General features: G+C 55.6%; 13 protein-coding genes. 1 reads left to right on the plus strand and 12 read right to left on the minus strand.

The window, feature by feature from the left end:
* Positions 1 to 1,503: a tRNA (N6-isopentenyl adenosine(37)-C2)-methylthiotransferase MiaB gene (gene miaB / locus HMPREF2854_RS00415; RefSeq protein WP_070617541.1), complete on the minus strand. Its 1,503-nt coding sequence runs from the start codon at positions 1,501 to 1,503 to the stop codon at positions 1 to 3.
* A 122-nt stretch (positions 1,504 to 1,625) separates the two neighbouring features.
* On the opposite strand from miaB, the gene HMPREF2854_RS00420 reads away from it, so the two are divergent.
* Positions 1,626 to 3,032, plus strand: a complete 1,407-nt coding sequence (locus HMPREF2854_RS00420; RefSeq protein ID WP_070617544.1) for a carboxylesterase/lipase family protein — start codon at positions 1,626 to 1,628, stop codon at positions 3,030 to 3,032.
* Here HMPREF2854_RS00420 and HMPREF2854_RS00425 read toward each other — a convergent pair.
* The 11 genes from HMPREF2854_RS00425 to dapA all read right to left on the minus strand — a co-directional run bounded on the left by HMPREF2854_RS00425 (position 3,029) and on the right by dapA (position 14,066).
* A complete protein-coding gene (locus tag HMPREF2854_RS00425; protein ID WP_370870602.1) occupies positions 3,029 to 3,622 on the minus strand; it encodes a CinA family protein in 594 nt (197 codons plus the stop codon). The genes HMPREF2854_RS00420 and HMPREF2854_RS00425 overlap by 4 nt on opposite strands.
* Positions 3,609 to 4,202 carry a regulatory protein RecX gene (locus HMPREF2854_RS00430; protein ID WP_070617546.1) on the minus strand — a complete coding sequence of 198 codons (594 nt, stop codon included), beginning with the start codon at positions 4,200 to 4,202 and terminating at the stop codon, positions 3,609 to 3,611. The genes HMPREF2854_RS00425 and HMPREF2854_RS00430 overlap by 14 nt, the downstream gene beginning before the upstream one ends.
* Positions 4,202 to 5,305, minus strand: coding sequence for a recombinase RecA (gene recA / locus HMPREF2854_RS00435; protein ID WP_070617550.1), 1,104 nt, complete (start codon positions 5,303 to 5,305; stop codon positions 4,202 to 4,204). The genes HMPREF2854_RS00430 and recA overlap by 1 nt, the downstream gene beginning before the upstream one ends.
* A 283-nt stretch (positions 5,306 to 5,588) precedes the next feature.
* Positions 5,589 to 6,611, minus strand: a complete 1,023-nt coding sequence (locus HMPREF2854_RS00440) for a diacylglycerol/lipid kinase family protein (protein ID WP_070617553.1) — start codon at positions 6,609 to 6,611, stop codon at positions 5,589 to 5,591.
* A gap of 32 nt (positions 6,612 to 6,643) precedes the next feature.
* Positions 6,644 to 6,865, minus strand: a complete 222-nt coding sequence (locus tag HMPREF2854_RS00445) for a DUF3046 domain-containing protein (protein WP_034508004.1) — start codon at positions 6,863 to 6,865, stop codon at positions 6,644 to 6,646.
* A 4-nt stretch (positions 6,866 to 6,869) separates the two neighbouring features.
* Positions 6,870 to 7,202: a helix-turn-helix domain-containing protein gene (locus tag HMPREF2854_RS00450; protein WP_034508007.1), complete on the minus strand. Its 333-nt coding sequence runs from the start codon at positions 7,200 to 7,202 to the stop codon at positions 6,870 to 6,872.
* A 196-nt stretch (positions 7,203 to 7,398) separates the two neighbouring features.
* A complete protein-coding gene (gene pgsA / locus HMPREF2854_RS00455) occupies positions 7,399 to 8,016 on the minus strand; it encodes a CDP-diacylglycerol--glycerol-3-phosphate 3-phosphatidyltransferase (RefSeq protein ID WP_083309292.1) in 618 nt (205 codons plus the stop codon).
* 8 nt (positions 8,017 to 8,024) lie between these two features.
* Positions 8,025 to 10,451, minus strand: coding sequence for an FtsK/SpoIIIE family DNA translocase (locus HMPREF2854_RS00460; protein ID WP_070617556.1), 2,427 nt, complete (start codon positions 10,449 to 10,451; stop codon positions 8,025 to 8,027).
* A gap of 33 nt (positions 10,452 to 10,484) precedes the next feature.
* The gene (locus HMPREF2854_RS00465; protein WP_070617559.1) at positions 10,485 to 11,432 is read right to left on the minus strand and encodes a PfkB family carbohydrate kinase; all 948 of its coding nucleotides are present in this window, start codon (positions 11,430 to 11,432) and stop codon (positions 10,485 to 10,487) included.
* A gap of 8 nt (positions 11,433 to 11,440) precedes the next feature.
* Positions 11,441 to 13,132 carry a ribonuclease J gene (locus HMPREF2854_RS00470; RefSeq protein ID WP_070617562.1) on the minus strand — a complete coding sequence of 564 codons (1,692 nt, stop codon included), beginning with the start codon at positions 13,130 to 13,132 and terminating at the stop codon, positions 11,441 to 11,443.
* 40 nt (positions 13,133 to 13,172) lie between these two features.
* Positions 13,173 to 14,066 carry a 4-hydroxy-tetrahydrodipicolinate synthase gene (gene dapA / locus HMPREF2854_RS00475; RefSeq protein WP_070617565.1) on the minus strand — a complete coding sequence of 298 codons (894 nt, stop codon included), beginning with the start codon at positions 14,064 to 14,066 and terminating at the stop codon, positions 13,173 to 13,175.
* Positions 14,067 to 14,105: the final 39 nt, after the last annotated feature.

The following is a 14,105-nucleotide window of genomic DNA, read 5'->3' on the forward strand; positions in this document are numbered from 1 at the left end:
CTATCGCAACATAGGAATGCCCAGGCTTACCCGATTAGCCATGTCCGGGTTCTCTTGCCGCTCATGCCACACTTGACCCGCACGAGTTGGAATGATCTCAAACATGCCACCTTGTACGCCCGAATCTGCAACCAAATGGTGTGGAGCCGCGTGCGTCACCACTGCGCGCACCATATCTCCCGGACGTAGCTCCCTGCCGTACTTAATGCCATCTGGAAGCGATAGGTGGACAAGACGGTTATCGCGGGCGCGACCCGACACGCGATTACGCACCCCATCCTTACGGCCGCCATCCTCTACGATCAATACCTCAACTTCGCGGCCCTCAAACTTCTTCGAGTCCTCGGTTGTGATTCGCTCCTGTAGCGCCACCAGGCGCTCGTAACGGTCCTGCATCACGTCGTGAGGCACCTGATCCTCCATATCGGCTGCCGGAGTGCCGGGGCGCGGCGAGTAAAGGAAGGTGAAGGCCGAGCTGAACCGCGCCTTTTCAACCACCTCTAGAGTCTGCTGGAAGTCATCTTCCGTCTCGCCGGGGAAACCCACGATGATGTCCGTAGTGATCGCCGCGTCAGGAATGGCCTCACGCACGTGCTCCAAAATTCCCTCAAACTTTGCGCGTCGATACGAGCGACGCATCATTCGCAGCACACGGTCTGATCCGGACTGCAACGGCATATGCAAGCTCGGCATAACCGTCGGAGTTTCCGCCATAGCCGCAATCACATCGTCAGAGAATGCCGCAGGGTGCGGGCTTGTGAAGCGCACGCGCTCCAATCCCTCAACGCGCCCAACTGCACGCAACAGATCAGCAAACGCACCGCGCTCACCAAAGCTAACGCCGTAAGAGTTCACATTCTGTCCCAAAAGCGTTACCTCAACCGCGCCCTGGGCTACTACCGCCTCGACCTCCGCCAAAATCTCCCCCGGCCTGCGGTCACGCTCCTTGCCGCGCAAATGCGGCACGATGCAGAAAGTACAGGTGTTGTTACAACCCACCGAGATCGAAACCCATGCTGAATAAACCGATTCGCGTTTAGTGGGCAGTGTGGATGGAAACACCTTGAGCGATTCTTCAATCTCCACCGCAGCCTTGCGGTTATGTTCAGCGCGGCGCAGCAACGCAGGAAGCACGTCAATATTGTGCGTGCCAAACACCACGTCCACCCACGGAGCGCGCTCAACTACCTTTTCGCGCATTTGCTGCGCCAAACATCCACCCACAGCAATCTGCATGTCGGGGCGCTCGCGCTTAACCTGCGCAAGCTGACCGAGATTACCAAACAGCCGGTTAGACGCATTTTCACGAACTGAGCAGGTGTTAATCACAACAACATCGGCTCCCCCATCACCCGCTTCAGTGGCGCGCGCCGCCGCCTGCGGAACGGTCTCAACTGGAACGTACCCTTCGGTTTCAAGCAGGCCGGCCATACGCTCTGAGTCATGGACATTCATCTGGCATCCGAGTGTACGAATCAAATAAGTGCGTGGCGTAGTATTCATCGTTCAAGATTGTAGTTAATCAGCATGAAAGTAACGAACCGAGGCCTGCGTGATTGGCCTCAAAGTCGCCCAGAGATACACGAGAATACCGATAGGATTGGTTCGAATCATAAAGGAGAGACATGCACTCGGTTCAAACTGTATACGGCAAGGTTGCTGGTAGCCCGCATCCACTTGATGAAAATGTATACCGGTTTTTAGGCATTCCATATGCGGCAGCGCCTGTTGGCGATCTCTACCTTCAGGCTCCCGCGCCTCACCCAGGCTGGGATGGCGTACGGGACTGCACCGCGCTTCCCCCTACACCGCAAAAGCGGCCCTACTCCGCCGACGCAATTTTGATTGACCCATCTATCGCGGGCGACGAGATTTTGAACCTCAACATTTTCACTCCTAAAAACGCGCGCAATCTCCCGGTTCTGGTGTGGATTCACGGGGGCGGGTTCAAATCTGGCGTTGCCGCTTCGCCGATAACGGATGGACGAAAGTTTGCTGCGCGAGGAGTAGTTGTAGTCTCGATCTCTTATCGACTCGGATTCGAAGGATTTGGTTGGCTGAAAGACGCTGTCCCTAACCGCGGTTTCTTGGATCAACAAGCTGCATTGAAATGGGTCCGCGAGAACATATCCGCGTTTGGTGGAGATCCCAGCCGGGTAACCATTGCGGGACAAAGCGCGGGCGGTGGATCTGTTCTTGCCCATCTGACGGCCCCGTCATCACAGGCATTTTTCGACCGTGCAATCAGCGAGTCCGGTGTGCTTCCCCCGATGAGCGAAGCGATGGCGCAAGATCGTACCAAGCTTGTTACCGACTACCTGGGCGTCGAGCCAACTATCGCAGGGATTACAAGCGCCAAGGACCGACTTGTTGAAGCTGAGATAGAAGCTGAGCGTCGAATCTACGAACAGTGGCCAGGGGCGGCTCAGTTTGTTGCCGCCCGTCTGGCCGGCAAGCCTATGTCGGACCTGCCTTTTACACCCTGGCAAGAAGAAACTGTACTGCCGTACACGATCGACGAAGGTGTGGATCGTGGAGTGGGCGCAGACAAGCCGCTACTTCTCACAGTGACAAGCGAGGAATTTACTGACATTTTGGCCCCCATGGCCAGCGAGCTTAACCCTCTAAACGCAACTGATGTGCTTGTCGAAGGCGGACTGGAAGACGCTCGTAACTACCTACGGGAACACCCACGGGCAAACACCACGTCGCTCATCATGGGCCAGTTGGTTAGCGACGCAATTTTTGTTTGGCCAGCGCAAAGCATTTTGCAACGCCGTAAGGAGACCGGCGCGGCCCATACCGCCCTATACCTTTTTGACTGGTGCCCCGCCTTAGACGATCCAAGTGTGGATCAGGTGCAGCAGTGGTCTAGGCACTGCATTGATATGGCCTTCGCGTTCGACCTGTTAGAGGAGCCGATGGCTACGCCGCTGGTAGGAACTACTCCCCGGCAGAACCTGGCCGATGATTTCCACGGTCAGTGGCTTGCTTTCATTAAGGGAAAGGACGTACCCGGAACGTCAGACTAAAGGAGCTTCAAAAGCTCTGCTAGAGCGGCCTCTGCGGCCTGGGCTCTTACGCTCGCTCGATCTCCCTCGAAGTGATACAAGACTGCGTTAGACCGGGCGGGTGACCACACCGCGACGTACACGGTTCCGGCCGGGTGCCCTTCCGCAGGCCCGGGGCCGGCAACACCGGTTGTTGCTACGCCGTAGGTGGAGCCGAAGAGGCGCGCTACTCCAGCTGCCATTTGGAGTGCAACATCCGGATCTACCGGGCCGCTAGTCTGCAACCGGCCCTCATCAACACCAAGAACGCTTGCCTTAGTATGCGTCTGGTAGGTGGTTACGCCCCCACTCAAACAATTGGACGCGCCTGGTATATCTGCAATCGCCGCGCTAACCAGTCCCGCTGTTAGTGACTCGGCAGTAGCTACCGAATGGCCTTTCGAGGTGAGCTTTTCAACTATCTGAGAGGCAAACGCCATACTGTCTAGGTGATCACCTGATAGGTCCGCGAGAACGCCATCCGTACCACTAATCGCACTTACATCTAGTAGATCTGGCTCTGCAAGGGTACTTGCGTCGCCCTTGTGGAGTTCTGCGTTATTCATCGCCATCTGCATTCAGCTCCTGCAAAACCTGATTCACTACGGAGTAGCACACATTCAATGGGTAGCCTTTACGCGCCAACATGGAAGTGAGGCGACGCACCTGTTTTTGTTTTTCTAAACCTAACATCGCCCGGGCGCGACGAGCAGCTATCTCACGTGCTGATTCTTCTAGTGAAACGTGCTCAACTTCTTCCAGCGCAGCATCGATAATCGCAGGCGGGATCTGTTTCTTGCGTAGCTGCTCAATAAGAGCTCTGCCAACGAGGCCACGCTCATTGAACCGGGTGCGTACCAGCATCCTCGCGTAACGTTCGTCATCCACCAAACCGGCCTCTTCCAGCCGGTCTATAGCAACTTCTATGGCTTCAAGTGGAAAACCGCGTTCTTTAAGTTTGCTGACCAGTTCTCCTCGAGAGCGATCCTGCCTATCCAATTGCTTTAGCGCGGCCTCTTTTGCCGCCGAAATAGCATGCTCGCCTTCCAGGTTCGCGGCCCATTCACGTCGCTTCTCGCGACGCTTCCGGGCCGCTTCCCGGTCCACATGCTTCTTCTTGCGACCCTCATCCGGATCGTAAAAAGAGACCATTAGAATCCGGCGTCTTCAGCTGGATCGATTTTTGCGCTGGCCTTCTTACCACCTTTATCAGCCTGCGCGTCATCAGACTGAGCATCTGAAGATGCGGGGACTTCCTCTTGCCTGATACCGAGCTCCACAAGGATGCGATGCTCAATTTCGTCAGCAAGTTCCGGATTATCTTTCAAGAACGTACGAACGTTCTCCTTACCCTGTCCAAGCTGATCCGAACCGTATGTGAACCAAGAGCCCGACTTCTTAACAATGCCGGTCTCCACACCCATATCAATGATGGAACCTTCACGCGAAATACCGAGGCCGTAGAGGATGTCGAACTCCGCCTGCTTGAATGGCGGCGCCATCTTGTTCTTCACGATCTTTGCGCGCGTACGGTTACCAACCGGGTTGCCCTTCTCTTTGAGTGTCTCGATACGACGCACATCGATCCGCACCGACGCATAGAACTTAAGCGCCTTGCCACCTGTAGTGGTTTCTGGCGACCCGAAGAATACGCCAATCTTCTCGCGCAGCTGGTTGATAAAGATAGCTGTGGTTCCCGTGGCAGATAGCGCACCCGTAATCTTGCGTAGCGCCTGCGACATGAGGCGAGCCTGCAAGCCCACGTGCGAGTCACCCATCTCGCCCTCGATCTCTGCCTTCGGGACCAAAGCGGCAACAGAGTCAATAACGATGATGTCAATACCGCCCGAACGGATCAGCATGTCAGCGATTTCCAACGCCTGTTCGCCAGTATCCGGTTGCGACACTAGGAGCGCATCGGTATCTACTCCAAGCTTCTTGGCATATTCGGGATCCAGAGCATGCTCCGCGTCAATAAACGCGGCGTTTCCACCGGCCTTCTGCGCAGAAGCAACCGCGTGTAGCGCCACCGTGGTCTTACCAGACGATTCCGGACCGTAAATCTCGATTACACGGCCCCGCGGAAGACCGCCAACACCAAGCGCCACGTCGAGCGCCAACGAACCCGTAGGGATAACTTTGACTGCCGGACGATTATCGTCCCCCAGTCGCATAACTGAACCCTTACCAAACTGCCTATCAATCTGGCTCAGGGCAAGTTCCAATGCCTTATTTCGATCGGGTGCAACGGCCATTTAAGCTCCTTCAAGATCCTGCGCTCTCCGCGCGTTTTACCGGGCTGGTCGAAAAAACGTATTCCCTCTCCGGGTACGTAAATCATGCTATGGCCGACCACGGACATCCTTTTTGAAAGGCACCTGGATGTGGATGCATCCAAGCGAACATGACCTGTGCACAAGCTTAACCGCCGAACACGTGTTCGACACTTCGACGCGCGAGATGGCGCTGGGATCTATCCCACTATTTCATAACCCCGACGCGTGGCTGCGTTGCAGGATTCCTCCAGCCAAAACTGCTTCAGTTTGCTTGAAAAGCCGGTGGGAGTCCCCAGCTACATGGCAGCGCGACAGACAGCACATTTGGCACAGTGTCTACACGAACACTGTCCGCAAAGTAGCCTTCCCCATCCAGCGTTAGCACCAGTTCGCTATCCACAGCCTCGATCGAGACAGACGAAGCCTGCTCGTACGTGGCGATGTCTGCGGGGATCGTTTCTCCACGCCGGAACTTACCCAGCAACTTCGCTATCTCAAGAACCTTTAACGGACGCGCAGTCAGGATATTCGCAAGGCCGTCATTTATCTTTGCACCCGGGTGCGGCAAGAACCCGCCGCCGTAATACCGCGCATTGCCGACAGCGCACAGAACGTAATCACGCTCTACCGTATCTAGCTTTCCATCCCGTTCCATTGTGGCCCGCATGCGCCAAGAACGGTCAGAAGAAAGCGCGTTCACAACCCCGATCATGTAACTCATGCCCAAAGTGTTCGGGATCTTTCGCTGGATCTTATCCGCTGTTATTGCAACTTTAGAATCCAGCCCTATCGAAATCACATTCACGCTGAAGTAAGAAAATTTAGGCACCTGCGCCCCGCGGCTATCCCTCACGCTTCCCGAAACGTGCAGGGCGTCCATTGGAGCCGAAAACGCACCTTCTTGTTTGAACGCATCCAGGATCATAGTTGGCGTCACCGTCCGCCTGCCATAAAGCGTGCGGGCGAGGTCATTTCCGGATCCGAAAGGCAAGACCAACATGGACGCCGTGGAGCCGATCAGGCCATTAGCGGCCTCAGATACGGAGCCATCGCCACCCGCAACCACAACGAGAACGTCACTTCCGCTCTCTTTTGCTGCCGCGCGCGCAAGATCCGTTGCATCTCCCGGTCCAGTAGTTGGGTTTATACGAACATGTGAGTACGGGAAAATCTCAGCAAGCTTACTAGCAACAACGCCAACATTGCGCCGAATTAGCCGATTGCCGGCCTGCGGATTGTAAATAAACTCAATGCGGTTCCACGACCTGTTTTGTGGAGCGTGCAACTATGGACCCTTTCGAGTACAGCTCGGGCTAGTTACCTTAGGACCTTCTCACGCCTGTGTACCCAGCGGGCTTCGTCGCCCATGTCAGTTTCTCTGATCAACTCATCCCAAATAACTTCAGGATCCAAACCGCTCATCAGCGCCTGCTCGGCAGTACCACCCAGTTTTGGCAGGAAAAGGTCACCAACGATAGACCTGCCGTAGCAGGATCCAAAGACGGCTTCGATGCTCTTCCAAAACTCCGAGACAGTCATGTAATCAACTCAACAACGTGATCCGGTCACTCAAGCTACCATCCACCAACGCAGCCGGAGTAGCCGTTGGAACGTCTACGAACTCCAGGGCAGCAATACGGCTGGCAACCTCGCGCAACACCAGTGCAAGTGGTACGCCAAGAGCCCCGCAAATCGCAATCAGGAGTTCCGAAGAGGCTTCCTTCTGGCCCCTCTCAACCTCTGACAGGTATCCGAGTGAGACTTTCGCATCCGCGGAAACCTCCCGAAGGGTGCGTCCTTGGGTGCGGCGAATTTGGCGCAAAACGTCACCAATCTGCTCCCTCAGGAGCGGCTTGGTATCACTTTTGTTCTGCATACCTGTACCGTACCTTGCTTCATCCCCCTCCCGCAGTAAGGGATCCCTCATTGTGGATGCGGTACTGCCCACACTACCTCCAAGCATCGAATGCAAAAAGCGACTATTTACCGTCATATCAAGGTAAACCAGATGGCGCGAAAATATATTCCGAACCTAAAAGTGGCGTATACCTCTTTGCAGTTTGAAACGCGAGTTACTTCTTCATCTTTGCCGTAGCAACCACATACTGTAGGCCTGACCAGACGGTTAGGAACAGAGCAATAGCGATCAAAACCCAGCGCACCACCGCAAGACCCGTCACATCAAATAGGGCGTTGCTAACCCCCCATACGGAATCCCAAGGGAACACAAGAAACACAATCAGGAACATTTGCGACACGGTCTTGGCCTTACCGCCCGAATTCGCGGCAACCACTATGCCGCGCTTCAACAACCTGGAACGCATCCATGTAATCCCAAGCTCACGCGCCGCCACTACAACCGTGAACCACCAAGGAACAAGACCAGCGATTGACAAAACCACGAAAGCGCCGAGTGTAAGCGCTTTATCGGCAATCGGATCCCAAATCTTGCCCCAATCAGTCACGATGCCGCGCTCGCGCGCAATCTTGCCGTCATACAGGTCGGTAAATGCAGCAACGACGAACACCACCAGGGCCGCCCACATGGCGCCAACCGAGCCGTTCAGAACCAGAATGATAAAAATCGGCACCAAAACGAGACGAACCATTGTCAAAACATTTGGCAGATTCCAAATGTTCTCGCCCTCGTGTACACGCGAGACGTTGTCATCCATCTGCGCCCTATCCATCGTGACTCCTACGCTCTACCTGTCAATTCCCAGGCATCCTCTGATTCTTCTTCAATAGTATCGGTAGGAACGTCCTCGCCGCGTAGCATGGCCAACACTCGAGGCAACTCTTCTGGGGGTACCAGCACCTCACGCGCCTTTGACCCCTCTGAAGGCCCCACAATTTCGCGCGACTCCAGTAAATCCATCAGACGGCCAGCGCGTGCAAAGCCAATCCGCAACTTGCGTTGCAACATCGAAGTAGAACCAAGCTGAGTCGAGATCACCAGTTCTGCCGCCTGCAACAAATCCTCGAGGTCGTCGCCAATGTCGTCCGCAATCTGGCGTTTCTTCGCCGGAACAATCACGTCCTCGCGGTAGACAGGCTTCATCTGCTCCTTGACGTGTTCAACAACGTCGCGAATCTCCGATTCAGTCACCCACGCACCCTGCACGCGCTTTGGCTTGCCCGCCCCTTGCGGAAGATAGAGGGCGTCACCCTTGCCGATCAGTTTCTCGGCGCCACCCTGGTCTAAAATAACGCGCGAATCCTGCATTGAGGACGTGGCGAACGCGAGGCGTGACGGAATGTTCGACTTGATAAGGCCAGTAACGACATCCACGGACGGCCTTTGCGTAGCCAGAACAAGGTGGATACCCGCGGCGCGTGCCAGCTGTGTTATTCGTTGAATGGAGGCCTCAACGTCGCGCGGGGCGACCATCATGAGGTCGGCGAGCTCATCCACTACAACAAGCAGGTACGGGTAGGGCGCGAGTTTGCGCTCTGAACCTGGGGGAAGCTCCACCTGACCGGCCAATATTGCTTTGTTGAAGTCATCGACGTGCTTAAATCCGAACTTTTCCAGATCGTCGTAGCGGTGATCCATCTCTTTCACCACCCATTCGAGGGCTTCGGCAGCCTTCTTCGGGTTGGTGATCACGGGAGTTATGAGGTGCGGAATACCCTCGTAAATAGTGAGCTCCACGCGCTTAGGATCAACCAAAATCATGCGCACCTGCGCAGGAGTTGCACGCATCATGATCGACGTGATCATGGAGTTAACAAACGAAGACTTACCCGAACCAGTAGCACCTGCCACCAGTAGGTGCGGAGTCTTGGCAATGTTGGTGACCACGTATCCGCCCTCGACGTCTTTACCAACGCCAACAACCAGCGGATGATCATCACTACGGGCCGCGCCAGACCGGAGAACGTCACCAAGCGCCACGGTCTCGCGATCCGTGTTTGGAATCTCCACGCCAATCGCTGACTTACCGGGGATAGGCGACAGAATGCGTACTTCCGAGGAAGCAACCGCGTAGCGAATGTTCTTCTCCAGCTGCGTGATGCGCTCCACCTTCACGCCCGCGCCCAGTGTCACCTCATACCTAGTAACCGTTGGACCGCGCGAAAAACCGGTGACCTTCGCGTCCACGCCAAACTCGTCCAGCGTGCTTTGCAGAGCGCCCACAACCCAATCGTTCGCAGCCGAACGCTTCTTGTGCGGTGGGCCTTTAATCAATAGATCATCAGGGGGAAGGTTATAAACCGCACCGTCTTCCAGCTCCATCGCAGTTGTGGTGGGAAGATCACTGGAGCCAGCTGGCATGAGGGTCGTTTCATCTGCGCTCTCGTAGGCCTGCGGTTCGATGAGCTGCGTCTCGTAAGACGGGGACTCCTCGTAGAAGTCAGATTCTTGCGGTTCCTCAAATGCTTCAAGGTCCGGCGAAGAAACGTTGGGGCTAACAAACGGCTCATCCGCGTCGTAAGAGTCGATTCGGCCGTTCTTTTTGTTACCTTCGCTCCGGCGCGAAATCCGGTCGAAGAGGGCCTGGATCCGCTGCGGAACTTCCTTCACCGGCGTTTGCGTATAAACCAAGATCGAATAGGCAAACAGCAACAGCAACATGATTGCCCCGCCCCAGGCAGACAGCAGTGTTGCCAGCGGATAACCCATGAACCAGCCGAGCACGCCGCCGGCCTCTTCAATCAAACCAAAATCTTGTATCCGCGGATTTCCACTAGTTACATGCACGAGGCCGGTTAGAGCAATCGATATTCCTAAACTTCCTGCAAACCGGTGCGGCAAGCGGTTATGCGTGCGGGCGCGGAAGAGCTCAACAGCCCACCACACGAGCGCAATCGGCACTACCACCGAGAAAATACCGACGGCACCCGCCGCCACGTGGTGGAGGAAGGCGCCCGCACTACCGGAAATGTGGAACCACTCGCGAAGGGCGAAAACCGCAGCCAAAGCAAGTAGCACGAACGCAAGACCATCGCGGCGCAACTGTGCATCAATAGACAAGAAGCCGCGCCACGCGTTCGCCACACCTCGCCCCATCGAAACGAACATTTCCATCAGAGGCGAACGACTCGAAGCCGTTGACTTCGTAGCCTTACTTGTTTTGCGCGCGGAACTACCCCCGCGATTTGATGCTGGACTCTTAGGCATAGTAATTCCACGCTATCGCAACGACGGTTTTTGCTATAACGACTCGCCGCCGTCTTCGCCACCAAACGTCATAACATCGGCAATCTCACGCATTGTTGGCACAGGGAATGCGTAAGCGTGCGAAACCATCACGGCACCAGCGGCGTTAGCCATTGATAGTGCGTGATACACGTCCTGGCCGCGTGCCAGGCCGCCGCACATCACCGAGATGTGCACGTTACCAACACCAGAGGTATCCACCGCCTGCGTTGCGTATGCCGGTACCTGTTTCAGCTGACCAGTCACGCCCTCGCGATATTGACAACCGAGCGATCCCATTCGCGTGACTTGAACACAATCCGGCTTCAAGTAGTCTTCCAGCATGCGCGCAGGATCAACTTGCTTCAAGATAAGTGGCAGGAGGCCAGATTCGCGCAAGTTCATAGTCAAAACGTCAGCTCGCTGAAGCAACGGCTGCCACAAATGCGGCTCAATCGTATCGATCATTGGTGAGGGCGCCAGCACCACTTTTGCCTTCGGATCAATACTGTTCACCCAGTTTGCAAAACGCCGTCCGGTCTCGCCACTGCTGATCGCCGATCCGTGCACTAGAAGGACGTCCCCATCTTCCAGCTCGATCTGCTCAATCTGGTCCAGCAGCAAGTCAGATTCAACGCCTGCGGAGACTATAACGGTATTGTCGCCCTCATCCTCAACCAGCTGGATTGACACGCCAATGTCGCCCATCACCTCGCTGGTCAGAATCTGAACCCCATTTTCTTCAAGATCTTTACGGATCATGTAGGAGTTCGGGCCTGTGCCAAGCATAGACAACATGCCTGTAGTAACTCCCATGTTCGCCACCGCAACCATGCCCAGGTAGCCTCCACCTGGACTGGAGAGTACGGAACGCGCGGGGATCATGGAGCCGCGTTCAGGGAGCTTCTCAATAGCAATCGGCAGGTTCAAAACCACCGGCTCAGTTGATAAAAAGCGCGCCAACTCCCCTCCTACTGTTCTACTACGACGGGGACAATCATTGGACGCCTACGCAACTTGCGACCCACCCAGCGGCCAATCACGCGGCGCATTGCCTGCTGGCACGAGTACGTGTCCGCCTCAGGATCTTCGAGCGCCCGAGCCAGCGCACCCCTAACGTCCTGTTCGATCTCCTCAAACACGGAATCTTCTTCGGCCATGCCCACCGACTTAATAGTTGGGCCAGACAAAATCATTTCGTGTTCCAGATCCACAACCGCGTAGATTGAAATGAAACCTTCAGAACCGAGGACGCGGCGATCTTGTAGCTCGGACTCATCCAGGTCGCCCACGCTACGCCCATCCACGTAAATGTAGGAGCAAGGGATAGCTCCAACCACGCTGGCTTCCTCATCTTTCAGGTCAACCACCACGCCATCCTCGGCCAGCATCACGTTGCCGGCCGGCACACCGGTTTTCACCGCTAGTGCCCCATTGGCAACGAGGTGACGAACCTCGCCGTGGATCGGCATAACGTTCTTCGGTTGAATGATGTTGTAGCAGTACAGGAGCTCACCTGCAGCAGCGTGGCCCGACACGTGCACCTTCGCATTTGCCTGGTGTACCACCTTAGCTCCCAACCTGGTAAGCCCATTGATCACGCGGTAAACGGAATTCTCATTGCCCGGAATAAGCGAGGAGGCGAAAACCACCGTATCGCCAGGACCTACCTCAACAAACCGGTGCGTGCCACGCGCAATCCGCCCCAGGGCTGCCATCGGCTCACCCTGCGAACCGGTAGCCATGTACACCCGCTGTTCGGGTTCAAGCTGCGCAATCTGCTTGCTGGTGACGATCACATCATCAGGAATATCCAAGAACCCAAGTTCGGAGGCGATCCGCATGTTGCGTTCCATGCTGCGCCCAATCAGCGCGACCTTGCGGCCCGTCATCACAGCAGCATCAAACACCTGCTGTACGCGGTGCACGTGGGACGCAAACGAGGCCACCACGATCTGCCCCGTGGCGTGCAGAAATACATCTTCTAAAACCGGGCCAATCTCACGCTCGGGAGTTACAAAACCAGGAACCTCCGCGTTGGTTGAATCAACCAGGAACAGGTCCACGCCTTCCTCGCCAAATCGGGCGAATGCACGCAAATCCGTCAAACGACCATCGAGAGGTAGCTGATCCATCTTGAAATCGCCGGTAATCAACGCAGTACCAGCCGCCGTACGGATAAACACCGCGAGGGCGTCTGGAATCGAGTGCGTAACCGACACGAACTCAAGATCGAATCCGCCGAGCTGCACGCGATCGCCCTCAGCAACCACATTCAAATCAAAGCCCTCAATGCGATGCTCATCCAACTTAGGCTGCACAAAAGCAAGGGTGAGTTCAGAACCATAAATCGGAATATCGCTACGCAATTTCAGCAGGTACGGAACCGCTCCAATATGGTCCTCATGCCCGTGAGTTAGCACCATCCCCACAACGTCATCTAGGCGATCCTCAATGTAGCTAAAGTCCGGCAAAATTAAGTCCACGCCCGGCTGGAGCTCTTCGGGAAACAGCACGCCGCAATCAACAATCAGAAGCTGTCCGTTCAGCTCAAAAACCGTCATGTTACGGCCGATGTCCTTTAGCCCTCCCAAAGGAACAACGCGCAAAGTATCAGGTTCGAGATTCGGTGGCTTCGGAAGAGCATCGTATAAAGACATCATGCTTCAATTGTGCCACGAGTTAGCCGAGGCGGCTATCTACTCACAAAAGCTCCAGGTCCTCCATAGCGCAACGCATGCGGTCCAGCTCTTCATCCGAGGCTGGGACGAGCGGCAAACGCAGGCGATCGCTTTCAATGATTCCCATCATGTGCACCGCGGCCTTCGCCATCACGGCTCCCTGACCTCCACCCATGATCGAATCAATGAGCGGCGTCAGCAAGCGTTGAATATTCCTTGCCGTATCAATATCGCCCTCGTTAATTGCATCAATCTGTTGTCTAAAGAAAGCACCTGCAACGTGGCCAACCACCGAAATAATGCCCGAAGCGCCCTGTGCCATCAGCATGCAGTTCAAGCCGTCATCACCCGAATAGTAGGCGATCCCAGTGCGGTTCATCCGCCTAATCGCTTGCTCCGGCTTACCGGTGGCATCCTTCACCGCGACGATACGTTCATTGCCTGCAAAGTAGTCCAGCGTTTCATCTGAAAACGCGAGGCCTGTGCGTCCCGGAATGTCATAGAGGACCACGGGCAGCGTGGTTTCGCTAAGGATTGCATCAACGTGTGCGCGCAAACCCCTCTGCGACGGACGGTTGTAGTACGGGGAAACTACCAACAGTCCATCCGCACCGTGTTCCTGTGCGTTCACCGCCATACGCACCGCGTGAGCCGTATCATTTGAGCCCGCACCCGCAAGCACAAATGCGCGCTCACCCACAGCCTCAACAACCGCGTCAGTCAGCTCATTTTTCTCCGGCTGATAGGTTGTGGGGGCCTCGCCGGTAGTACCGGAAATGAGAACACAGTCGGTGCCCGAATCAACCAGGTGCTTTGCCAGGCGCTGCGTGGATTCTATATCCAAAGAGCCGTCCTCGTGGAACGGCGTAACCATCGCTACGGACTGCTGACCAATCGGGTGCTTAACTTCGCTCATGATGCCATGCTAGCTATCGTGGTTTCGAAAGCCAGCAGG

It is taken from the genome of Actinomyces sp. HMSC075B09, assembly GCF_001812395.1.
Taxonomy (GTDB): Bacteria; Actinomycetota; Actinomycetes; order Actinomycetales; family Actinomycetaceae; genus Gleimia; species Gleimia europaea.

Coding starts and splice junctions, on each gene's coding strand:
- miaB (WP_070617541.1), bottom strand. CDS start 1,503: ATGAATACTACGCCACGCACTTATTTGATTCGTACACTCGGATGCCAG.
- HMPREF2854_RS00420 (WP_070617544.1), top strand. CDS start 1,626: ATGCACTCGGTTCAAACTGTATACGGCAAGGTTGCTGGTAGCCCGCAT.
- HMPREF2854_RS00425 (WP_370870602.1), bottom strand. CDS start 3,622: ATGGCGATGAATAACGCAGAACTCCACAAGGGCGACGCAAGTACCCTT.
- HMPREF2854_RS00430 (WP_070617546.1), bottom strand. CDS start 4,202: ATGGTCTCTTTTTACGATCCGGATGAGGGTCGCAAGAAGAAGCATGTG.
- recA (WP_070617550.1), bottom strand. CDS start 5,305: ATGGCCGTTGCACCCGATCGAAATAAGGCATTGGAACTTGCCCTGAGC.
- HMPREF2854_RS00445 (WP_034508004.1), bottom strand. CDS start 6,865: ATGACTGTCTCGGAGTTTTGGAAGAGCATCGAAGCCGTCTTTGGATCC.
- HMPREF2854_RS00450 (WP_034508007.1), bottom strand. CDS start 7,202: ATGCAGAACAAAAGTGATACCAAGCCGCTCCTGAGGGAGCAGATTGGT.
- pgsA (WP_083309292.1), bottom strand. CDS start 8,016: ATGGATAGGGCGCAGATGGATGACAACGTCTCGCGTGTACACGAGGGC.
- HMPREF2854_RS00460 (WP_070617556.1), bottom strand. CDS start 10,451: ATGCCTAAGAGTCCAGCATCAAATCGCGGGGGTAGTTCCGCGCGCAAA.
- HMPREF2854_RS00470 (WP_070617562.1), bottom strand. CDS start 13,132: ATGATGTCTTTATACGATGCTCTTCCGAAGCCACCGAATCTCGAACCT.
- dapA (WP_070617565.1), bottom strand. CDS start 14,066: ATGAGCGAAGTTAAGCACCCGATTGGTCAGCAGTCCGTAGCGATGGTT.